Here is a 20153-nt window from a genome sequence, read left to right as displayed (position 1 = left end):
TGCGTGACAGCGGAAGTCATCGGAGGGCAGCACGCAGAATTGCTATCTGACCCGGCCCGATGGAGGAGTCACGGATGGCCGTTCGCGAGCCCTACGCTCTGGGCGAACTGGGGCGCACACTCGGTCGACGCGTACTGCTCGTCGTGTCAATGTTCCTGCTGGGCGCCACACTACTCGTCGCGACGGTGTCGCCAGCGATCCTCAATCGTCTCTACACCAGAGGTGACGACTACTCGCGAGCCAGCGAGATCGGGCAGGCGTACGGAGCCGCCTCGGCGCTCCTGGCCGCACTCGCTCTGTTGGTCGTCTCCGCCTCGGTGGCGCTCCAGTACGGCCAGTTCAGATACGAACGGATGCAGGCGATCCACCAACGCACCGAGGATCTGGTGAAACTCGCGATCGAGAACCCAGAATACTGCCAGTGCTGGGGTTCGCGGGTCTCACCGGAACACGTTGACGAGCGATTGTTCTACTACTGCAGCCTGATCATCAAGTCTTGGACCCGCGCCTGGGAGCGGGGCGGCCTGACCGCCCCCGAAGCCCGCAACTTCCTGGCACAGTTCTTCGACAGCGAGGTTCCCCGGCTGTTCTGGCAGCGGCACGGCGACTGGCACCTCTACCGCAAGCCGCGCACCCGGGCCGCCCGTTTCATGGCCCTGGTGAACGAGGAATATCTTCGCGCCGTAAAGGCCGGTCCGCCGTCACGCCCGTACGAACCACCGGGGTTTGCGGTCAACCCACCCTGGAACAGCTTCGCCAAGTCGGCCCGACTCGGCGACAAGGTCGTACGACCGCAGCGAAGGCGAGAGTCGCGCGCCACGGAATAAGACGGGGCTCGAAATCTATGCGTCGGCACCCGGTGTGCCGAAGACGCCTGCCTTGATTCCGGCGACGAGCGCACGCCACTCGCTGCTTCCGACCAGAAGCACATCCGTCGGCTGTTGGGAATTCCGGAGCGCCACACCGTCACCCATCAGGGTGAACTCGACACAATGGTGCTCGGCAACGCACCGCGAACTGCGCCGCCACCCTGGCTGATCAGAAACCATCCGGTCGGAGCCCACCGTTTCCCTTTCCTCACCTGACCTGACATAGCCATGCCCGCCAAGGGCCGTCGGCCGATGAACATAGCACGGCGGAGACCACGAGATACGGCGTTTCGCCTGGTAGAGGCCCTGTGGCTGACCCGCCTCACGCAATCGGCGCCGAGACGTCAGATCGTGTCGGAATCTTCGGCACGCGTGATCGTACGCAGACTGCGGTGAGCCCAGCCGGCCGGGTGGCCCGGGCCGGTCGGCGGTGCGGTCTCCGGGCAACCCCGAGCGTGAATGTCAGCCGATCCGTTCGATCACCGGCCGTCGGATCAGGAACTTGCCCGGCTCCCGTACCTGCTCGAACGCCGCGTTGTTGAGCAGTACGCAACTGCCGGACGGGCTGGTCACCCTGACCGTGACACTCCGGTTGTTGTCCAGGTTGGTGACCTTCAACGTGGTGCCGATCGGGAACGTGCCGCTGGACGCCGCTGGGCCGGCGTCCTCGTTGAAGAGGGTGACCGTGGAGCCTTTGCAGACCACCTCACCCGCTCCGCCCGAGCCCTGCCCGTCCGAGCCACTCCTGTCCGCACCGCTTCCATCCGAGTCGCTCCCGTCGCCACCGCTTCCGTTCGAGCCGGTGCCGCCGGAGTTGGCCGGTGGCTGGGCGGGTGCCTTGGGCGGCTGGGCCGGAGGCTTCGCCGGGGTACCGGTCGGTTCGGACGCGGGCGGGGCGGCGGGCGGTACCGGTCTGTCCGCGCGTACGTCGGCGGTGCAGCCGGCGGTGGCCCGGCGCTGCTGGATCAGGTCGACCACGGCCTGCCGGTTGGCGATCCGGGCTTCGGAGAGCGCGTCCGGGTTCGCCTGCTGGCCGGCGATGAAGTTCAGGTTGTTGCGCAGTGCGGTGTCCAGGCCCGCACAGCTCTCGCCCGCGTTACCGAGTCCGGTGCCGACGGCCAGCGCGCCGCCGAGCAGAGCCGCCGCCGTCACGCCCAGGAACACCTTGCGTGCTCGGCCGGTCGTCCTGCGTCGCCCGTACATCCACCGCTCCCTCGATCGTCTGCTGCTGCCGGTTGCAGCCGCCGGTGGATACGCGAGGCACGTTCGGATTGGATCAGTTCAGAATCCTAAATGTTCTTTAACTACTCACCGCTACACCTTCGGTGCGATCCGGCGCAGCACACTTGACCGTCCGACATCGACGGCCCTACCTTGCAGAGCAGGCACCGGAAAGTTTCCTAACTGTTCCGTCGACGCTCCATCCCCCGTTCAGGAGTGCATATGCGCCGATCTGTCCTCCGTCGACTCGGTACCCTCACCGCAGCCACCGCCGTGACCGCACTGCTCGCCGGCATCGTCGTACCCCCGGCTTCGGCCGCTTCCGACGCACCGTCCCGGCACGACGGCGACCAGCGCGGCGACTTCGTCAAGGTCGGATACTTCACCCAGTGGGGCATCTACGGCCGGGCCTTCACAGTCAAGAAGTTGCACGACTCGGGCGCAGCCGGCCGGCTGACCCACCTGAACTACGCCTTCGGCAACGTCAGCCCGGACGGCAGGTGCTACGTCGACGGCGGGCCGGGCGAAGGCGACGCCTGGGCCGACTACCAGCGACCGGTACCGGCCGAGGAGAGTGTGGACGGCGTCGCCGACACCTGGGGCGAGCCGCTGAACGGCAACTTCGGGCAGCTACAGAAGCTCAAGGCGCTGCACCCCGACCTGAAGGTGCTGATCTCGCTCGGTGGTTGGAGTTGGTCGACGCACTTCTCCGACGCGGCGCTCACCCCCGAGTCGCGGCAGCGGTTCGTCACCTCCTGCATCGACCTCTACCTCAAGGGCAACCTGCCCAACCCGGACGGCAGCGCCGGCGGCCCCGGCTCGCTCGCCGGGGTCTTCGACGGCATCGACCTGGACTGGGAGTGGCCGGGCTCGGCCGGTGACGTCGACACGGTCTACCGGCCGGAGGACAAGCAGAACTTCACCGCCCTGGTCGCCGAGTTCCGCCGCCAACTCGACGCGCTCGGCAAGCCGGCCCGCAAGCACTACGAACTGACCGCGTTCGTACCGGCCAACCCGGCCGCGATCGACGCCGGCTTCGAGGTCCGGAAGGTCTTCAAGAACCTGGACTTCGCCACCGTGCAGGGCTACGACTTCCACGGCACCTGGGAACCGGTCGCCAACCAGCAGTCGGCGCTGCGGGTACCGGCCGGAGCCACCGAGCCGGACTTCGCGGTCGACCGCACCATCGACGCCTGGCTCGACCGGGGCGCCGAACGGCGCAAGCTGGTGCTGGGCATCCCCTACTACGGGCGCGGCTGGACCGGGGTGACAGGTGGCCGCAACGGACTCTTCGGCACCTCCACCGGAGGCGCCGCCCCGGCCACCTTCGAACCGGGCTACGAGGACTACAAGGTGCTGAAGACCAAGGTCGGCAAGGACGGCTTCAAGGTCTACCGCGATCTGCGCGCCGGCACCGCCTGGCTTTACGACGGTACGACGTTCTGGACGTACGACGACCCGGCCGTCGTACTCCAGAAGACGCTGTTCATTCGCGCGGAGCGGCTGGGTGGCGCGATGGTCTGGTCGCTGGACGGTGACGACGAGCAGGCGACCCTGACCCGGACCATCGACCTCGGCCTCTGGACACCGTAACCGGCCGCCGCGTCGCCGTACGGCGAGGTGCCGCGCGTCGCTGCCAGGACCCGCGACACCTCGCCGCGTAGCAGCCGCTGGGCGGCAACCGAGGCCCAAGACTGAGACCGCAAGCCGAACGCCCGGTAGATCGTTTCCGACCTGCCGGGCGTTTTGCCTGTTCAGTGGCGGTGGCGGCGGGATTTGAACCCGCGGAGGGCGTAAACCCTCACACGCTTTCGAGGCGTGCTCCTTAGGCCACTCGGACACACCACCGCCGAGAAGGGTACCCGACGCCCCGCCCCGACGTCGCGGCGGTATCGGCCGGAGCGACCTGGCAGGATGACCCCACATGAGTACGCACATTGGCGCCAAGCCTGGCGAGATCGCCGAGCGGGTCCTGATGCCGGGCGACCCGCTGCGGGCCAAGTGGATCGCAGAGACCTACCTCGAGGACGCCAAGTGCTACTCGACGGTGCGCGGCATGCTCGGCTTCACCGGCCGCTGGTCCGGTACCGAGGTCTCGATCCAGGGTTCCGGCATGGGTATGCCGTCCGCCTCCATCTACGCCCACGAGTTGATCAACGACTACGGCGTGAAGTCGCTGATCCGGGTCGGCTCGTGCGGCGCCCTCAGCGAGGACCTCCAGCTCCGGGACGTGATCGCGGCGATCGGCTCCTCGACCGACTCGAACATGAACCGGATGCGGTTCGACGGGTTGATCGACTATGCCCCGGTAGCCGACTTCGGGCTGCTGCGTACCTCGGTGGAGGTGGCCGAGCGGCGCGGCATCGCGATGCGGGTCGGTCCGATCCTGGCCGCCGACGCCTTCTACACCGACCGTCCGGACCTCTACGACACCCTCGCCGACTACGGCGTACTGGCGGTGGAGATGGAGTCGGCGGCGCTCTACACGATCGCAGCCCGGTTCAAGGCGCGGGCGCTGACGCTGCTGACCGTCAGCGACCACATCAAGCGGGGCGAGCAGACAACCGCCCAGGAGCGCGAGCAGACCTTCAGCCAGATGGTCGAGATCGCCCTCGACACCATCGTCGCCTGATCACATTGGTTAGGAAGGGCCCCTTCCTATACAAAAAGCGATAAGCAGGGGCCCTTCCTTACACTCTTCCCGCCCGCTACGGGGTGGCGAGCGCCTCGGTCGGGGCTAGGCGGGCGGCTCGGATCGCCGGGTAGAGCCCGGCGAAGGCACCGATCAGCAGGGTCGCACCGACTCCGCCGACCATCGCCCAGCTCGGTACCACCGTCGGCCAGTCCCGGGACAGGGCGTAGCCCGAGGTCACCCCGATGCCGATCAGCACTCCGCCCACCCCGCCGAGGGCGGAGAGCAGCAGTGACTCGGCGAGGAACTGGGTGCGTACCTGGCCACGGGTCGCGCCGAGCGAGCGCCGCAACCCGATCTCGGCCCGCCGTTCGAGTACCGAGATCACCATCGTGTTCGCCACCCCGACCCCGCCGACCAGCAGCGCGACCGCGCCGAGCCCGAGCAGCAGCCCGGTGAACGCCTCGTCGGTGGCCTGCTGTGCCTCCAGCGCGTCGGAGGGCCGGGACACCTTCACCTCGTTCGGCGCCTCCGGATTGGCTGTGGCGCCGAGTACTGCCTGCACCGCCTCGACCGACTGCTCCGCCGACCGGGTGTAGACGGTGGTCGGGTGCCCGTCGAAGCCCAGGTACGACCCGGCCGCCTCCCAGCCGACCAGCGCGGAGAGGTCCAGTTCCGGCGCCAGCGGTACCGGTGCCAGGATCCCGACCACCGTGAACCACCGGCTGCCGAGATAGACCTGTACGTCCGGTCCGGCGGCGCCGAGCCCGAGCCGTTCCGCCGCAGCCGATCCGAGTACGACGGCCGGATAGCGTGCCGTCGCCCCGTTCAGCCAGGTACCGCTGGCCACGGCCGCCCCGACCGTGTCGAGCAGGTCGAGCCGGGCCGCCCGGGCGGCGATCCCGCCGCTCTCCACCTCGGGGATCCGGTCCGAGCGGTAGACCCGGGCCTCGGAGAGCTGCCCGGTGGCGGAGACCTGCTGGACCGGGCCGATCCGGCCGATCATCGCCACCGACTCCTCCGGCAACTGTGCGGCTTCGCCGAACATGGTGTTGCCCGGGGCGACGGTCAGCAGGTTGGTGCCGAGCGCATCGAGCATCCGGTCGAGTTCCGCCCGGGACGAGGAGGAGATGCCCACCACCGCCACCATCGCGGCGATGCCGATCGCGATGCCGAGCGCGGAGAGGAACGCCCGCAGCGGCCGGGTACGCAGCCCGACCCCGCCGACCCGGAGGATGTCGCGGGGCCGCATCCGGGCCGGTACCAGCCGGGGTCGCGCGCCGCCCCCGTTCGCCTTCGCCGCCGCCATCAGCCGACCCCGCCCGCCACGATCGGCGCCATCGGCGCCAGCCCACCGCCGCCAACGCCATCACCGCCACCGTCAACGCTGGCAATGCCACCGCCACCGCTGGCAACGCCACCGGCGGCGGCAGCACCACCGCCGGGGAGAGCGCTGTCGGAGAGCACCAGTCCGTCGCGCATCCGCACCTGCCGGGGCAGGCTCGCCGCGATCTCCCGGTCGTGCGTGATCACCACCACCGTGGTACCGGTGGCGTTCAGCTCACGCAGCAGCGTGAGTACCCCGGCCCCGGACGTCGAGTCGAGGTTGCCGGTCGGCTCGTCGGCCAGCAGCAGCGCCGGGTTGCCCACCACGGCCCGGGCGATCGCCACCCGCTGCCGTTCGCCGCCGGAAAGTTCGTGCGGCCGGTGGTCCAGCCGGTGGCCGAGCCCGACCCGGACCAACGCGGCCTCCGCGCGCCGCCGCCGCTGTCCCAGGGGTACGCCGGCATAGAGCAGCCCGTCCGCCACGTTGTCCAGCACCGGTACGCCCGGCGCGAGATGGAACTGCTGGAACACGAATCCGATCCGGGACGACCGCAGCGCGGAGAGTTGCCGGTCGGAGAGCTTCGCCACGTCGTACCCGTCGATGTGCACGGTGCCGGTCGACGGCCGGTCGAGGGTGCCGATCAGGTGCAGCATCGTGGACTTGCCGGAGCCGGAGGGCCCGACGATCGCCACCAGTTCGCCCGACCCGATGGTCAGGGTGACCCCGTCGAGGGCTCGCACCCCGCCCGGATAGATTTTCGTGACCCGGTCCAGCACCACGACGCCGTCGGAGCCGGCCGGCGGGTCGACGGGTGCGGTCGCCGGGGCGGCCCCCTTCCGGTTCACTTCGGCATCCCCACGGTCGCTCCCTCGACCAGCCCGTCGCCGGTCACCTCGACCCGACCGGAGGCGAAGAGCCCGGTCCGTACCGCGACGATCCGGGTGGCGTCGCCCTCGACGACCTCCACGCCGTAGCCGCCCTCGGCGAGGGCGAGCAGCGCGGCGACCGGGACGGTGAGGACGTTCTCCCGCTGGGCGGCGGTGAACGCCACGTCGACCGAGGCGCTCTCGAACCCGGCCAGCGCCTTCGGGTCGGCGGCGGTGACCGTCACCTCGATCTTGGTTTCCGGGTCGCCCTGTGCGTCGTTACCGGTCTCGATGACCGTCTCCGTGGCGGCGACGGTGCCGGCCACCTCCTTGCCGTCCGGCAGCGTCACGGTGACCTTGGCACCCCGCTTCGCCAACCGCTGGTCGTCCACGTCCAGCGAGACGGTGACCACCCGAGAGGTACCGCTGTAGCTGAGCACCCCACCACCCGGCTGTACGGCCTCCCCGACCTCGACGTCGGTGCTGTCCACCCGGATCTCGCCGGTGGCGTAGACGACCTGGCCCAACTCGACCCGGCCGGTCTCGTCGAGCCCGAGATCCTCCTGCCACTCCCGCACCGCCTCGGCGGTGGCCGAGGTGTACTCGTCGTCGACGGTGAACCCGTCGTAGCCGAGTGCACTCAGGTTCTTCTCGAACTGCTCGACATCCTCGCCGCTGTCGCCGGAACGCAGCGTCCGGTACGCCGGCAGCCCGCCGTAGAGCAGTACCACCTTGTTGTTGTCGATCGAGTAGAGCGGCTTGCCCCGGGTCACCCGGGTACCCGAGGTGGCGATCGAGGTGATCGTGCCCGCCTTGCGTACCGCCACGGTCCGGGTCTCGCCGTACCCGAGTTCGCCGTCGACCGTCTCCGAGTCGACGAGCGTCTGCCGGGTCACCTGCGCGTTCGCCGGTGGCAGATTGCTGGCGGTGGCCGTACCCGGATCGTCACCGCCGAATCCGACGGCGGCGGCGACCCCGGCGGCGACCGCCAGCGCGGCGGTGGTCACGACCGCCACCGCCCGACCCCGGCCGCCCCGGCGACGGCGCCCTGACCCGCCGCCAGCCGCCGGAACCGGCCCGGTGCCGTCTGCGGCCGGCCGGTCCCCGGACGGGCCTGCCTCGGACACGGGGGTGCCCACAGTCATCGGCCACCACCCTGGCGCAGGATCGGGAAGTCGCCCCGGCACTTCTCCATCGCGGCCTGGAACGCCGGATCGTCACGATCGATCCCGCTGGCCTGGTCGAACCGCATGCTGCCGTCCGGCTGCGGGTCCGGGAAGTTCGGTACCCCGTTCTCCCGCATGCACTTCGCCATCTTGCGCACCTGCTCGACCTGATCCGGGTCGAGTTTCAACTGACCGCCGTTCGGCATCAGGTGGCGGCACTTCTCCATCGCCGCCCGCATCTTGGCCGGATCGTCAGCCCGCCCCTGCTGGATCCGGATCCCGCCCTGACCCGGCTCCGGGTCCGGCATCTCCACCCCGTTCTCCCGCATGCACTTGGCAAACTCCAGCCGGCGGTCCTCGTCGCTCACCGCGGCAGCGCTGGCACTGACCGTAGGCCCGGCTCCGGTGCCACCTCCGGCGGTGGCCACCCCCGGTCCCTCGTCGGCCCCGGCGCAGCCGGCGAGGGCCAGGCTGAGAACGGGGAGGACCAGCCAGCCGCCCGACATTCGTCGGCGCATGGCACAACTCCTTCCGTGGGCCGGCGCGGTTCGCCGGCCGATACCGACGAAGTCAAGTCGGCGACGCGTATCCGGGGCGTAACCGTCGACGTTTACGGCGGAGTTATCCGTGGCCGAGTCAGGATGGGACGGTGCGGGTTCTGGTGGTCGAGGACGAGAAGCTGTTGGCGGACGCCGTCGCCGAGTGGCTGCGCCGGGAGGCGTTCGCGGTCGACGTCGCGTACGACGGTGACGCGGCCCTGGAGCGACTCGGGGTCAACGACTACGACGTGGTGGTGCTCGACCGGGACCTGCCGGTGGTGCACGGCGACGACGTGTGCCGGGCGATCGTGGAGGGCGGGGGCGAGACCCGGGTACTGATGCTCACCGCCGCCGCCGCGGTCCGGGACCGGGTGGCCGGGTTGGCCCTGGGCGCCGACGACTACCTGATCAAGCCGTTCGCGCTTGTCGAACTCTCCGCCCGGGTACACGCGCTGGTCCGACGGGCCCGGCCGGCCGCACCGCCGAAGCTGACCCGGGCCGGCCTGGTCGTGGACCCGGCCCGGCACGAGGTCTACCGGGACGGCCGGTACGTGGCGCTGTCCCGCAAGGAGTTCGCGGTACTGGCCGAGCTGATGCGGGCCGGTGGCGCGGTGGTCTCCGCCGAGGAGTTGCTGGAGCGGGCCTGGGACGAGCACATCGACCCGTTCACCAACGTGGTCCGGGTGACGGTGATGAAGCTGCGCCGCAAGCTCGGCGATCCGCAGATCGTCGAGACGGTACCGGGAGTGGGGTATCAGATCCGGTGAAACGACTGACGATTCGGGCCCGCCTGACCCTGGTCTACGGCGGCCTCTTCCTGCTCGCCGGAGTGGTGCTGCTGGCCGTCACCTACGTACTGGTCGAGCAGCGGATGCCCGGCACGTTCGGGGTGACGCTCAACTCGACCCGCCCGCCGGACCCCGTACCCGGCCGGATCATCAGCCCCGAGAATGCCGAACAGCTCCGGGTCTTCGCCCGCCAGATCCAGGACGAGGCCCGGGAGAACGCCCTGGAGACCCTGCTCACCCAGGGCGGCATCGCCCTCGCTCTGGTCTCGGCGACCGCCTTCGCCTTCGGCTGGCTGATCGCCGGGCGGGCGCTGCAACCGCTGCACCAGATCACCGGTACCGCCCGGCGGATCGCCGGAGCCGGTACCGCCGGTCGCGGACTGCACGAGCGGATCGCCTTGGACGGCCCCCGCGACGAGGTCAGGGAACTCGCCGACACCTTCGACCTGATGCTGGAACGGCTGGACCAGTCCTTCGACGGGCAGCGGCGGTTCGTCGCCAACGCCTCGCACGAGCTGCGTACGCCGCTGGCGCTGAACCGGTCACTGCTGGAGCTGGCGATCACCCGGCCGGGCGCGCCGGCCGAGTTGCGGCAGCTCGGCGAGACACTGCTGGCGGTCAACGAGCGGCACGAGCGGCTGATCGACGGGCTGCTCACCCTGGCCGACTCGGAGCAGCAGGTGGTGGAGCGTACGCCGCTCGACCTCGCCGAGCTGGTCGGGCACGTGGCCGAGCAGATGCGGACGGATCTGCCGGTGTACCGGCGCCTCTCCCCGGCACCCACCACCGGGGATCCGGTGCTGCTGGAGCGGCTGACCCAGAACCTGCTGGAGAACGCGGTGCGGCACAACGTGCCGACCGGCGGCCAGGTCTGGGTCGACACCGCGACCGTCGACGGCTGGGCGCGCCTGGTGGTGGCGAACACCGGGCCGATGGTGCCCGGGTACGAGGTCGAGACGATGTTCCAGCCGTTCCGGCGGCTACGCCAGGAGCGGGTCGGCGGTGGTCGCGGCTTCGGGCTCGGGCTGTCGATCGTGCGCGCGGTCGCCGGTGCGCACGGCGGTTCGGTCCGGGCCGAGCCCCGGCCCGGCGGCGGGCTGGTGGTGACGGTCCTGCTGCCGGCCGCGTCGTCGGTGCAGTCCGTTCCGGGGCACGTCCCACCGGCCGCGTCGTCGGTGCAACCCGGTCCGGGCGTCGAGCCGCGCACCGGCAGCCTCGGCCCGGTGCCGGGCCAGGCTCGGGGCGTACCCGGCTGATCCGGTGCACCAGCGAAAGTCGGGATCCGAAAGTTTTCCACAGGCGGCCGAGGTTATCCACAAGGGTGTGCACAACCTCGGCACAAGCTGTGCACAACCGGCGTCGTACCGGACCGGGGCTGTGTACAACAGCCGGGAATCAGCGGAAGAAGGCGCGTAGTGCCGCGGCGCACTCGGCCTCGAGTACGCCGCCGTACACCTCGGGACGGTGGTTGAGCCGCTGGTCGCGTACGACGTCCCAGAGCGAGCCCACCGCACCGGTCTTCGGCTCCCACGCTCCGAAGACGAGGCTGGAGATCCGGGCGAGTACCAGCGCACCGGCGCACATCGTGCACGGCTCCAGGGTCACCACCAGGGTGCAGCCGGTCAGCCGCCAGGCGCCGACCGCCCGGGCCGCCCGGCGCAGCGCCAGGACCTCGGCGTGCGCGGTGGGATCGCCGGTCAGTTCGCGCTCGTTGCGAGCGCTCGACAGTTCGGTACCGTCCGGGCCGTAGACGACCGCGCCGACCGGTACGTCCCCGGCCAGCGCCTCGGCGGCCACCTCGACGGCCCGGTCGGTCGCCGGAGGGGTCGGGGCGGGGCCGGGCGGGGCACCGGCGACCTCGAGCGCCCGCCGCATCCACGCCTCGTGCCGGTGTCGACGCCCGAGCAGCAGTGGCTGGTCGGAGGGGTCGGAATCCCCGGCAGCTCGACCCGTTGGTCCGGTCACGCCTCGCGTCACGCCTCGCGGAGTTCCTCGACCTCGTTGCCACAGCCGATGATCTGGCAGACCTCGGCTGTCACGTCGGCCGGCAGCATCCCCTCGTGGGTGCAGAGCGCCAACAGGCGGTGGGCCGAGATGCCGAGGTCGGCGAGGAGATCGGCATCGCCCACCGGATCAGCGTCCGGGTCGACCGCCGGTTCGTCCTCGTCGTCGTCGGACGACCCGGCCGCGCGCTCCACCGGCTCGACCACGTCGTCGATGTCCAGGGCCGGGGCCTTGATGTCGCCGACCAGCAGCGCGCCGAGCCGCGACTCCTCGGCGAACGCGGAGTCCGAGCCGAAGACCCGCAGGTCCTCGCCCTCGTCGAGTCGCACGATGGCCAGATAGGCGTCGTCGGACTCGACGAAGAGCAAGGAGACCTCGGCGTCCTGGTCGACGTCGCGGAGCAGGTCGGCGACCTCGTCGATGTCGGCCGCGCCATTGAGATCAACTTCTGTCGCGGCCCAGCCGGACTGGCGGCGCACCACCGCCGCAGCGAAGTACGACACGGTCCCCCCAATTACCCAGCGGCCCCCAGCCGCACAACGCGCCGGCTTCCCCTGGTGCACAGCCGGCTCCCCTGTCACGCGTGACGGTATCCGGTCGTATCCAGCGGAGCCCACGCAACGCCCCGAAGGAGGGACGGGGAATCGAAGTGGGCGAGGTTGCGGTCAGTTCACCAGACGGCGACGGGTGGCGATCAGTTCGCGCAGGCGGTCGACGCGGGCACGTCGGGGATGTTCGCGCTCCCGCACCGACTTCGCCCCGGCAAGCTCGGCGAGGAGCTGCAACCGACGACGGCTGCGTTCAGGGTCGAGCCGATGCTCTGTCCAGGCCATACCGCCGAGACTGCCGAGTCGGACCCGGTTCGTCAAGGCCGGTAGCGGTACGCAGCGACAGCCTCACTCAGAGCGGCGGTCGCGAGCGATTCTCGGATACCGTCGACGAGCCGCGACAGTGCAGAGCAGTCGGCCGTCACCACAACGGCCAGTCGGCGCTGGTGTACCAGCGCGTGGCAACGGCCGCCCCGGCGATCGCCCAGCCCATCCCGGTGGCCAGGGCGATGCCCGTACCGGCCCCCCGGTTGCCGCGCAGCGTCAGCAGGAGCGCGACGAGCCAGGCCAACCCGCCGGCCAGCAGCGTCCAGAGGACGTACCCGCGCAGGCTCTGCCCGAGCAGTCCGAAGGCCACCAGCCAGGCGACGGCGGAGGCGGCACCCGCGGCGACGGCGCCGGGGCGTACCGGATGGGGTTCCCGGTAGGTCGGATGGGTCTTCTTCGGTGGCGAACCGGCCGGAAACAGGCCGGACGGGCTGTGTGCGAAGGGCCGGGGCTGGAGAGCCGGCTGTTCCGCCACGACCTCGCTCCTTCCCGCCATCACGGGCGGCCACGCCCCCGACGCACCCGCGTCACGCCCCCGACGCAAAACGCGCCACGCACCCGACGCACCAGCGCGGGGCACCGCCCGTTTCGGCCGGGTCCACCCGTTCGCAGCCTACCCGGCCGGCGACGAACGCCGACCGAATCACAACCCACCAGATCACGACCGACCGGCAACTCGCACGCACAGGTACACACACCCCTCACGCACAGGTCCACCCGGCACGACCCGGGCGACAGGGCCGCGGCGGGTACAGATTCGGCCCGCTGGCCGCGACGGCGGTTCCGGGCCGGCGGGCTCCGCGCTGGTCTGCCACTATGGCCCAATGCCATGGGGAGGATCAGCGGAACCGGCCCGGTTCGGCCGGCGGCGGGGATACCCGGTCGCCGTCCTGCTGGTGACGGTGACGGCGCTCGCGGCGGGCTGCGCCGACACGCGGCAGCCGACCGGCGCACCGGCCTTCGAGCCGATGGAGCCGCCGGCCACCAGCGCCGCCGCCGCCGACGGTACGCCGACCGCCGCACCGACGCCGACCGCCAGCGTGAAGCCGAGCGGGTCGCCGTCGAAGAAGCCGACCACTCCGCCGCCGACCACCAGCGGCAGTCACAAATACGTCTTCCCGGTGCAGACCGGCAACGTCGCCTACCACCCGACCCACTCGGCGTACCCGGCCACCGACATCTTCGCCAACTGCGGCTCGCCGGTGGTCGCGGTCACCAACGGCCGGATCCTGGAGGTGAGCCGGGTCGACAGGTACAGCAAGACCGGGCCGCAGGGGCCGAACAACGGCGGCAAGGCGGTCTCGCTGCTCGGCGACGACGGCGTCCGCTACTACGGCTCGCACCTGACGAACGTCGCCGGCGGGATCGAGGCGGGTGTCCGGGTACGCGCCGGTCAGCAGGTCGGCACGGTCGGCCGGACCGGCAACGCCAACAACGTCTGCCACCTGCACTTCGGCATCTCGCCGCCGTGCCAGAAGACCGCCGACTGGTGGATCCGGCGCGGCGTGGTCTGGCCGGCGTCGTTCCTGGACGCCTGGCGCAAGAAGCGCAACACGTCGCCGGCCGCCAAGGTGCGGGACTGGCGCGCCGACAACGGCTGCCCGAAGGCCCCGTAACGCCGGCCGGTGTGCGAGAGTTCCGGTCGTGGACGTCGCGGTGATCGGGCTCGGTCTCATCGGCGGCTCGGTGCTGCGGGCACTGGCCTCGACCGGTCACGCCGTGCTCGGCTACGACGCCGACCCGGCGACCAGGGCCACCGCCCGGACCGCCGCCGCGCAGGCGCCGCCGGCACACCGCTGGCAGGTCGCCCGGACGGTACCCGACGCGGTGGCCGGCGCCGACCTGGTGGTGATCGCCGTCCCACTGCCGGCGGTCGCCGGAGTACTCGACGAACTCTGCACGGCCGGTTACACCGGACTGGTCACCGACGTCACCTCGGTCAAGGAACCGGTACGCGCCCTGGTCGACCGGCACCTGCGCGGCGGTACCGACCGGCGGGCCGGATTCGTCGGCGGGCACCCGATGGCGGGCCGGGAGACCTCCGGGTTCGGTGCCGCCGATCCGGGCCTCTTCACCGGCTGCGCCTGGGTGCTCTGCCTCGAACCGGGAGTCACCCCGGTGGCGGACTGGCTGGAGCTGGCGGCGTTGCTGACCGGCATCGGCGCCCGGGTGGTACCCGCGGTCGCCGCCGAACACGACCGTGCGGTGGCCGCCGTCAGCCACGTACCGCATCTGCTGGCCACCGCCATCGCGGCGGTCGCGGCCGGCGACCCGCTGGCCGGCACCCTGGCCGCCGGCTCGTTCCGGGACGGCACCCGGGTCGCGGCGACCCGGCCGGAGCTGGTCGCGGCGATGTGCGGCGGCAACGCGGCGGCGGTCGGCCCGGCGCTCGACGCGGTGCTGCGGGAGTTGGAGGGCGCCCGCGCGGCGATCGGCTCGGCGGACCCGATCGGGGCGCTGCGCGACTGGCTGGCGCCCGGCTCGGCGGCCCGGCAGGCGTGGCCGCCCCGGCCCGGTGCTGCGGTGGAGTTGCCGGCCCGGCCGGACGCGCTGCTCCGGCTCGGTCGTTCGGGTGGCTGGGTGACCCGGGTCGCCGGGGACCGGCGTACGGTCACTGCGGTCAGACCCGCTCTCCCCGATCCAGCCTGATCACCCGCCGCTCGGTGACGATCGCCGTGACCAGCTCGTACGGGGTCACGTCGAAGGCGGGATTGACCGCGTCCCCACCACCGACCCCCGGGTCGACGCGGCCCACTCCCGCATCGAGGCCACCGACCTCCGGGGCGGGTTCCGGGGTCCGGCCGTAGGACAGCACCTCGTCGGCACCCCGGTCCTCGATCTCGACCTGTGCACCGTCGGCGGTGTCGGGGTCGACTGTCGACTCCGGCGCGACGACCACGAACGGGATGCCGGCCTGACGGGCACCGAGCGCGTGCGCGTACGTGCCGATCTTGTTGACCACGTCGCCGTTGGCGCAGATCCGGTCGGCACCCAGCACCACCGCGTCGACCTCGCCCCGGGCCATCAGGAACGGGCCGGCCCCGTCCACCGCCACCCGGTACGGCACCCCGGCCCGGCCCAGTTCCCAGGCGGTCAGCCGGGCGCCCTGCAACAGCGGCCGGGTCTCGCTGGCCAGTACCGCGCCGAGCGCGTCCCGGCGGTGCAGTTCCAGTACCGCGCCGAGGGCGGTACCGCCGACCACCGCCGCCAGCGCACCCGTGTTGCAGTGGGTGAGCAGTCGGGGCCGTGCCCCGCAGAGTTCGGCCAGCAGGTCGGCGCCGAGCCGGGCCATCGCCTCGGAGGCGGCGATCTCCTCGTCCCGTACCGCCAGCGCCTCGGCGAGGACCGCGTCGGCGCCCTCCGGCAGCCGGGCGGCGGCCCGGCGTACGCCCCGGGCCAGGTTCACCGCCGTCGGCCGGGCGGTCTCCAGCTGGCGTACCGCCGCCGCCACGTCGCCGGACTGCCGTACGGCGAGCGCGACGCCGAGCGCACCGGCCACGCCGAGCGCCGGAGCACCGCGTACGGCGAGCCGCTGGATGGCCGCGACCAGTTCCTCGACGCTTGTCAGCCGGAGTACGGTGAGCCGCGCGGGCAGGGCCGTCTGGTCGATCAGTTCGACGGCACCGTCAACCCAGTCGATCGTGCGCATGACCGAAAGGGTACGGCGGCAACCGTCGACCTGTCCCGACCGCGTCAGCGCTCCCGAACGGCTTCAGCACTCCCGAACGACGGCGTCAGCGCTCCCCGAACGACTTCAGCGCCTCCAGCAGGGTGTCCCGGCTCTCCTTCTCCAGCAGTTCGCTGCTCCACGCCTCCCGCAGCGTCACCCGGCGGCCGTCGTGCAGCACGAGTTCGGCCCTCAGCGGCACCTCCTTGCCGATGGTGGCTCCGGCGATCTCCTCGAACGGCAGGAAGGTGTGCCGGCCGGCCAGTTCGGCGATCGGGGCGGAGCTGACCAGTTCACGCAGCCGCTTCGTACCCTTGTCCGCCTTGCCCGGGTTGCCGACGAAGACCAGCCCACGGTTGAGCATCAGCACGTCGTGGTCGACGCCGTCGATCTTGATGTTGGCGAGCCCGGCGAGCAGCCGGGCGCCGTTGGCGGTGGCCCGGCGCTGCACCACCCGGCCGTGTGCCGGGTCGATGCCGAGCGCGGCGAGCCGGGCGACCGCCTCGGGGAGGGTCTGCGCCGAGACGGCCAGTTCGGCGATCTCGGTGAAGGAGATCGGTTGACCGTCCCGCCCGACCAGCCGGGCCGGCTCGGACCACGAGTGCTGCCACCAGGCCGCCTGTGCGGCGACTGCCGCGCTCTGCAACAGCATCTCCATCGGTTCGGCGAACTTGCCGGCCGCCTCGCGGCGGGTGGCGTTCGGGAAGAACTGCTCGGCGAACTCGCCGAGCCGGCCGGCCTGGACCACTTCGAACAGGACCGGCAGTCCGGGCTCGGGTGCCCCGGTGAACCGGCCGAGCGCCCGGAAGACGGCGTCGGCCTGGCGCTGCATTCCGGCCGTGACCATCGCGTGGGTGAACTGCGGCCAGGGCAGCACCTGCCGGTCGCCGACGTCGACGACCCGCTCCTGGAGCCGGCGGCCGAGCACGGCGATCTGCGGGAGCAGGGCGTACCCGGGTCGGTTGTCGGGCGGTCGGGGTACGTCGGGAGTGGTGGCGATCACCGAGATGCGCTGCGGGATCGGCGGGTGGGTGTCCCAGCGTGAACCGGTGTCGTCCGGCTCGGTGCCGCGCAGTTTCGCCAGTTCCTCCTGCCGGGCGGCGACCAGGGCGTAGAAGCCGGCGAAGAGGTCGTCCGGCACGAACCCGGCCTCCCAGCCGGGGTGGACGTACCGCTGGAAGAAGAATCCCCAGGCCGCGTCGAGTACCGGCAGTTCGCGCAGCGCGGACGCGGCCGCTGCCCGGCCGGCGACCTGCACGGAGGCGCGGTCCGCCTCCAGCTCCTGGCGACGGGAGGCGGCGTTGTCGACCAGCAGGTAGAGCCGGGCGTAACCCTTGAAGACCCAGCCGGCCGGGTTGGCCGGGCCGATCCGGTGGATGGTGCCGCCGAGGGCGAGCCGGCCCCGGTAGGCCACCGCACCGAGCCGGGTGTGCCGGCCCGAGTAGTGCCCGAGCTCGTGGGCGACCACCGAGCGGATCTGGTCGACGCTCATCGCCTGGAGCAGCGGTAGTCCGATGTAGAGGATCCGTCGCCCGCTGATCAGGCCGAGCAGTTTGGCATCCTCCGTCACCGCCGCGTTGACCTCGGGCAGCAGCCGGATCTCGTCCGGCACCCGGGTGCCGACCACGCCGGCCAGCTCGTGCACCGTACGCCACAGCTCCGGGGCCTGGTCGGGGCCGACCGGAAGCCCTTCCGGTGGCGCCGGCTTGGCCCGGACGGCCTTCCAGAGCGCGACCGAGACGGCGCCCACAGTGGCCACGAAGAGCGGAAACACGATCTTCAGCGCGAGCACGCCGTTGAGCACGGTCGCGAGCCAGATGGTCAGGGCCACCGCCCCGCCGAGCTGAACGAGCGCGACGACGTAGAACCCGGCGAGCATCACCACCGACGCCAGCGCGCGGAAAGTGGCGACCACGATTCGTCCTCCCCCGTGAGTGCTTCCGCCTGCGACCGTGGCGCGAGGCGGCGGACGGACAGTACGACGAGGGTCGGACAGCGGCAACCCCGTTCCGCCTCCGGCCGGGCGGCACCGGCTGATCGGGTACGCCGCTGGCGGCCCGGCCTGCGTCACCGCCCCGGCGAGTCCCCCCGCCGGTGCCGGCCGCTGGTTAACCTGGTCGGCATGACCGGCCGCGACCCCCTCGCCGACCTCCGTCGGATCGCCTTCCTGCTGGAACGGGCGAACGAGGCCAGCTTCCGGGTCAAGGCGTTCCGGTCGGCCGCCAAGACCCTGGCCGAGCTGCCCGCGCCGGAGCTGGCGGCCCGCGCCGAGGCCGGCACCCTGACCGAACTCTCCGGGGTCGGCGACGTGACCGCGCGCACCGTCACCGAGTCGCTGCGCGGCGAGGAGCCCGTCTATCTGCGCCGGCTGCTGGCCACCGAGGGACTCGACCTGGACGAGGAGGCCGCCGCGTTGCGGGCCGCGCTGCGCGGCGACTGCCACACCCACTCCGACTGGTCGGACGGGGGTTCGCCGATCGAGGAGATGGCGTTGGCCGCCGTCGAGCTTGGCCACGAATATCTGGTACTCACCGACCACTCACCCCGGTTGACCGTGGCCCGGGGGCTGACCGCCGCCCGGCTGCGCCGGCAACTCGACTATGTCGCCGCGGTCAACGACGCGCTGCCGGAGGGCTTCCGGATCCTCACCGGCATCGAGGTGGACATCCTCGACGACGGCTCGCTGGACCAGGGCGAGGAGCTGCTGGCCCGGCTGGACGTGGTGGTCGGCTCGGTGCACAGCAACCTGCGGGACCCGAAGGCCCGGATGACCAGGCGGATGCTGGCGGCGATCGCCAACCCGCACCTGGACGTCCTCGGGCACTGCACCGGGCGGATGGTCGCCGCCCGGCCGCCCGGGGTGACCGGCCCCGGCGACCGGGGGCACCGGGCGCGGACCAGGCCGCCGAGCGACTTCGACGCCGACGCCGTCTTCGCCGCCTGTGCCGAGCACGACAAGGCCGTCGAGATCAACTCTCGTCCGGAGCGGCAGGACCCGCCGAAGCGGCTGATCAGGCTGGCCGTGGAGGCGGGCTGCCGGTTCGCCATCGACACCGACGCGCACGCACCGGGTCAGCTCGACTGGCAGCGGTTCGGCTGCGAACGGGCCGCCCGGTGCGGCGTACCGGTGGATCGGGTGGTCAACGCCTGGTCGGCCGAGGCGCTGCTCGACTGGACCGGCTCACACGCGGCCTGACGTGGTCAGTTCCGGCGGCATGCCGGCCGGTACCGCCGGACGCCGTCGCCGACCGAAGAGGCCCTGCGAGACCGCCACCCCGGCCAGCACGATCGCCGCGCCGACCGGCTGGTACCAGGCCAGGTGCTCACCGAGCGCGAGCACCCCGATCAGCACCGCGAAGACGGGAACCACATAGGTGACCGTGGAGGCGGTGCTGGCCCCGGCGACCCGGATGTTGCGAAGGTTGATCACGAAGGCCAGGCCGGTGCCGAGCGCGCCCAGCGCCAGCACGCTGGCGATCACCTCGCCGGAGAGCCGGGTCGGCGCCGGCGGGGCACCGGCGATCAGCGGCGCGGCGATCGCGAGCTGCGCCGTCGCCATCAGCAACTGCGCCGTCGAGAGCGAGAGCCCGGACTCGGCCCGGCCGGCGACGAACCGCTTCTGGTACGGGATGGCCACGCCGTAACAGGCCGCCGCCGCGAAGCAGAAGAGTTGACCTGTGAACTGGGCACCGCCGAGGCCCTGCCAGACGCCGAGCACCACGAGTACTCCGACGAAGCCGAGTCCGAGCCCCACCCCCCGGCGTACGGTCATCCGCTCGGTCCGGAACACCAGTACCGCCAGCGGCAGCACCACCAGCGGGGTGGTGGCGTTCCAGATGCCGGCCAGCATCGAGGAGACCCGCTGCTCGCCGTAGCCGAAGAGGGTGAACGGCAGGGCGACCCCGATCGCCGAGTAGAGCGCGGTGTGCAGCCAGAGTTTCGGATCCCGGGGAAGCCGGTCGCGGAGCACCGCCAGCACGATCAGCAGGGTGATCGCTCCCGCGCCGACCCGACCGAGGGTGACGTAGACCGGGTGCATCTCCGAGATGCCGATCTTGATGAAGAGGAAACTCGAACCCCAGATCGCGCCGAGGGCGAAGAAGCCCGGCAGCCATGATCGAAGGGCGGCCTTGTCAGGGGTGGTAGCGCCAGTCACTCCTGACACTCTGCGCCAGGCGTACGACATTGTCGCGCGATTT

At 71.6% G+C, this 20153-nt stretch carries 21 protein-coding genes and 1 tRNA gene; 8 read left to right on the top strand and 14 right to left on the bottom strand.

The window, feature by feature from the left end:
• The first annotated feature begins 74 nt into the window (after nt 1–74).
• Nucleotides 75–827 carry a DUF6082 family protein gene (locus CLT71_RS23840; protein WP_143743579.1) on the top strand — a complete coding sequence of 251 codons (753 nt, stop codon included), beginning with the start codon at nt 75–77 and terminating at the stop codon, nt 825–827.
• 15 nt (nt 828–842) lie between these two features.
• Here CLT71_RS23840 and CLT71_RS23835 read toward each other — a convergent pair whose 3' ends face one another.
• The gene (locus CLT71_RS23835) at nt 843–1049 is read right to left on the bottom strand and encodes a DUF397 domain-containing protein (RefSeq protein ID WP_101371729.1); all 207 of its coding nucleotides are present in this window, start codon (nt 1047–1049) and stop codon (nt 843–845) included.
• 282 nt (nt 1050–1331) lie between these two features.
• Nucleotides 1332–2021, bottom strand: a complete 690-nt coding sequence (locus CLT71_RS23830) for an RlpA-like double-psi beta-barrel domain-containing protein (protein ID WP_486483417.1) — start codon at nt 2019–2021, stop codon at nt 1332–1334.
• 291 nt (nt 2022–2312) lie between these two features.
• On the opposite strand from CLT71_RS23830, the gene CLT71_RS23825 reads away from it, so the two are divergent.
• Nucleotides 2313–3683, top strand: a complete 1371-nt coding sequence (locus CLT71_RS23825; RefSeq protein WP_101369060.1) for a glycoside hydrolase family 18 protein — start codon at nt 2313–2315, stop codon at nt 3681–3683.
• A 165-nt stretch (nt 3684–3848) separates the two neighbouring features.
• On the opposite strand, the gene CLT71_RS23820 is transcribed toward CLT71_RS23825, so the two are convergent.
• Nucleotides 3849–3938, bottom strand: a tRNA-Ser gene (locus CLT71_RS23820).
• 76 nt (nt 3939–4014) lie between these two features.
• Between CLT71_RS23820 and deoD the strand changes: the two genes are divergently transcribed.
• Nucleotides 4015–4722 carry a purine-nucleoside phosphorylase gene (gene deoD, locus CLT71_RS23815; RefSeq protein WP_101369059.1) on the top strand — a complete coding sequence of 236 codons (708 nt, stop codon included), beginning with the start codon at nt 4015–4017 and terminating at the stop codon, nt 4720–4722.
• A 76-nt stretch (nt 4723–4798) separates the two neighbouring features.
• On the opposite strand, the gene CLT71_RS23810 is transcribed toward deoD, so the two are convergent.
• The 4 genes from CLT71_RS23810 to CLT71_RS23795 form a co-directional block, all read right to left on the bottom strand.
• A complete protein-coding gene (locus CLT71_RS23810; RefSeq protein WP_101369058.1) occupies nt 4799–6031 on the bottom strand; it encodes an ABC transporter permease in 1233 nt (410 codons plus the stop codon).
• On the bottom strand, nt 6031–6828 hold the full coding sequence (locus CLT71_RS23805) for an ABC transporter ATP-binding protein (protein WP_199187944.1): 798 nt from the start codon (nt 6826–6828) through the stop codon (nt 6031–6033). Before CLT71_RS23805 ends, CLT71_RS23810 begins: the two co-directional genes overlap by 1 nt.
• Before the next feature lie 62 nt (nt 6829–6890).
• On the bottom strand, nt 6891–7931 hold the full coding sequence (locus CLT71_RS23800) for an efflux RND transporter periplasmic adaptor subunit (RefSeq protein WP_486483416.1): 1041 nt from the start codon (nt 7929–7931) through the stop codon (nt 6891–6893).
• A 125-nt stretch (nt 7932–8056) separates the two neighbouring features.
• On the bottom strand, nt 8057–8599 hold the full coding sequence (locus CLT71_RS23795) for a hypothetical protein (protein WP_101369055.1): 543 nt from the start codon (nt 8597–8599) through the stop codon (nt 8057–8059).
• Between the two features lie 131 nt (nt 8600–8730).
• Between CLT71_RS23795 and CLT71_RS23790 the strand changes: the two genes are divergently transcribed.
• Nucleotides 8731–9387, top strand: a complete 657-nt coding sequence (locus CLT71_RS23790; protein WP_101369054.1) for a response regulator transcription factor — start codon at nt 8731–8733, stop codon at nt 9385–9387.
• On the top strand, nt 9384–10664 hold the full coding sequence (locus CLT71_RS23785; RefSeq protein WP_101369053.1) for an ATP-binding protein: 1281 nt from the start codon (nt 9384–9386) through the stop codon (nt 10662–10664). Before CLT71_RS23790 ends, CLT71_RS23785 begins: the two co-directional genes overlap by 4 nt.
• 139 nt (nt 10665–10803) lie before the next feature.
• Here the strand turns inward: CLT71_RS23785 and CLT71_RS23780 are convergent, their stop codons facing one another.
• The 4 genes from CLT71_RS23780 to CLT71_RS23770 form a co-directional block, all read right to left on the bottom strand.
• Nucleotides 10804–11373: a nucleoside deaminase gene (locus CLT71_RS23780; RefSeq protein WP_486483415.1), complete on the bottom strand. Its 570-nt coding sequence runs from the start codon at nt 11371–11373 to the stop codon at nt 10804–10806.
• An 8-nt stretch (nt 11374–11381) separates the two neighbouring features.
• A complete protein-coding gene (locus tag CLT71_RS23775) occupies nt 11382–11915 on the bottom strand; it encodes a tRNA adenosine deaminase-associated protein (protein ID WP_101369051.1) in 534 nt (177 codons plus the stop codon).
• 162 nt (nt 11916–12077) lie between these two features.
• Nucleotides 12078–12245, bottom strand: coding sequence for a hypothetical protein (locus CLT71_RS37535; protein ID WP_199187700.1), 168 nt, complete (start codon nt 12243–12245; stop codon nt 12078–12080).
• Between the two features lie 136 nt (nt 12246–12381).
• The gene (locus tag CLT71_RS23770; RefSeq protein ID WP_199187699.1) at nt 12382–12762 is read right to left on the bottom strand and encodes a hypothetical protein; all 381 of its coding nucleotides are present in this window, start codon (nt 12760–12762) and stop codon (nt 12382–12384) included.
• A 349-nt stretch (nt 12763–13111) separates the two neighbouring features.
• Here CLT71_RS23770 and CLT71_RS23765 point away from each other — a divergent pair, with 349 nt between their 5' ends.
• Together CLT71_RS23765 and CLT71_RS23760 are read left to right on the top strand one after the other, a co-directional pair.
• Nucleotides 13112–13903, top strand: a complete 792-nt coding sequence (locus CLT71_RS23765) for a M23 family metallopeptidase (RefSeq protein ID WP_101369050.1) — start codon at nt 13112–13114, stop codon at nt 13901–13903.
• A gap of 28 nt (nt 13904–13931) precedes the next feature.
• Nucleotides 13932–14936, top strand: coding sequence for a prephenate dehydrogenase/arogenate dehydrogenase family protein (locus CLT71_RS23760; protein ID WP_101369049.1), 1005 nt, complete (start codon nt 13932–13934; stop codon nt 14934–14936).
• Here the strand turns inward: CLT71_RS23760 and mtnA are convergent.
• Nucleotides 14908–15936: an S-methyl-5-thioribose-1-phosphate isomerase gene (gene mtnA / locus CLT71_RS23755; RefSeq protein ID WP_101369048.1), complete on the bottom strand. Its 1029-nt coding sequence runs from the start codon at nt 15934–15936 to the stop codon at nt 14908–14910. The two genes, CLT71_RS23760 and mtnA, sit on opposite strands and share 29 nt — an antisense overlap.
• 85 nt (nt 15937–16021) lie before the next feature.
• The gene (locus CLT71_RS23750; RefSeq protein ID WP_486483414.1) at nt 16022–17869 is read right to left on the bottom strand and encodes a M48 family metallopeptidase; all 1848 of its coding nucleotides are present in this window, start codon (nt 17867–17869) and stop codon (nt 16022–16024) included.
• Between the two features lie 207 nt (nt 17870–18076).
• On the opposite strand from CLT71_RS23750, the gene CLT71_RS23745 reads away from it, so the two are divergent.
• Nucleotides 18077–19150, top strand: a complete 1074-nt coding sequence (locus CLT71_RS23745; protein WP_101369047.1) for a PHP domain-containing protein — start codon at nt 18077–18079, stop codon at nt 19148–19150.
• Here the strand turns inward: CLT71_RS23745 and CLT71_RS23740 are convergent.
• Nucleotides 19136–20140 (bottom strand): DMT family transporter, encoded by a 1005-nt coding sequence (locus CLT71_RS23740; protein ID WP_101369046.1) that lies wholly within the window; start codon nt 20138–20140, stop codon nt 19136–19138. The two genes, CLT71_RS23745 and CLT71_RS23740, sit on opposite strands and share 15 nt — an antisense overlap.
• Between the last annotated feature and the right edge of the window lie 13 nt (nt 20141–20153).

The sequence above is a fragment of the Plantactinospora sp. CNZ320 genome, from assembly GCF_002846275.1.
This window is presented reverse-complemented; position numbering and strand designations above follow the sequence as displayed.

What these genes read in the sequence shown, in the direction of transcription:
- mtnA (WP_101369048.1), bottom strand. Translation starts at nt 15,936, where the DNA reads ATGCGCACGATCGACTGGGTTGACGGTGCCGTCGAACTGATCGACCAG.
- deoD (WP_101369059.1), top strand. Translation starts at nt 4,015, where the DNA reads ATGAGTACGCACATTGGCGCCAAGCCTGGCGAGATCGCCGAGCGGGTC.
- CLT71_RS23795 (WP_101369055.1), bottom strand. Translation starts at nt 8,599, where the DNA reads ATGCGCCGACGAATGTCGGGCGGCTGGCTGGTCCTCCCCGTTCTCAGC.
- CLT71_RS23765 (WP_101369050.1), top strand. Translation starts at nt 13,112, where the DNA reads ATGCCATGGGGAGGATCAGCGGAACCGGCCCGGTTCGGCCGGCGGCGG.
- CLT71_RS23745 (WP_101369047.1), top strand. Translation starts at nt 18,077, where the DNA reads ATGACCGGCCGCGACCCCCTCGCCGACCTCCGTCGGATCGCCTTCCTG.
- CLT71_RS23740 (WP_101369046.1), bottom strand. Translation starts at nt 20,140, where the DNA reads ATGTCGTACGCCTGGCGCAGAGTGTCAGGAGTGACTGGCGCTACCACC.
- CLT71_RS23840 (WP_143743579.1), top strand. Translation starts at nt 75, where the DNA reads ATGGCCGTTCGCGAGCCCTACGCTCTGGGCGAACTGGGGCGCACACTC.
- CLT71_RS23835 (WP_101371729.1), bottom strand. Translation starts at nt 1,049, where the DNA reads ATGGTTTCTGATCAGCCAGGGTGGCGGCGCAGTTCGCGGTGCGTTGCC.
- CLT71_RS37535 (WP_199187700.1), bottom strand. Translation starts at nt 12,245, where the DNA reads ATGGCCTGGACAGAGCATCGGCTCGACCCTGAACGCAGCCGTCGTCGG.
- CLT71_RS23810 (WP_101369058.1), bottom strand. Translation starts at nt 6,031, where the DNA reads ATGGCGGCGGCGAAGGCGAACGGGGGCGGCGCGCGACCCCGGCTGGTA.
- CLT71_RS23825 (WP_101369060.1), top strand. Translation starts at nt 2,313, where the DNA reads ATGCGCCGATCTGTCCTCCGTCGACTCGGTACCCTCACCGCAGCCACC.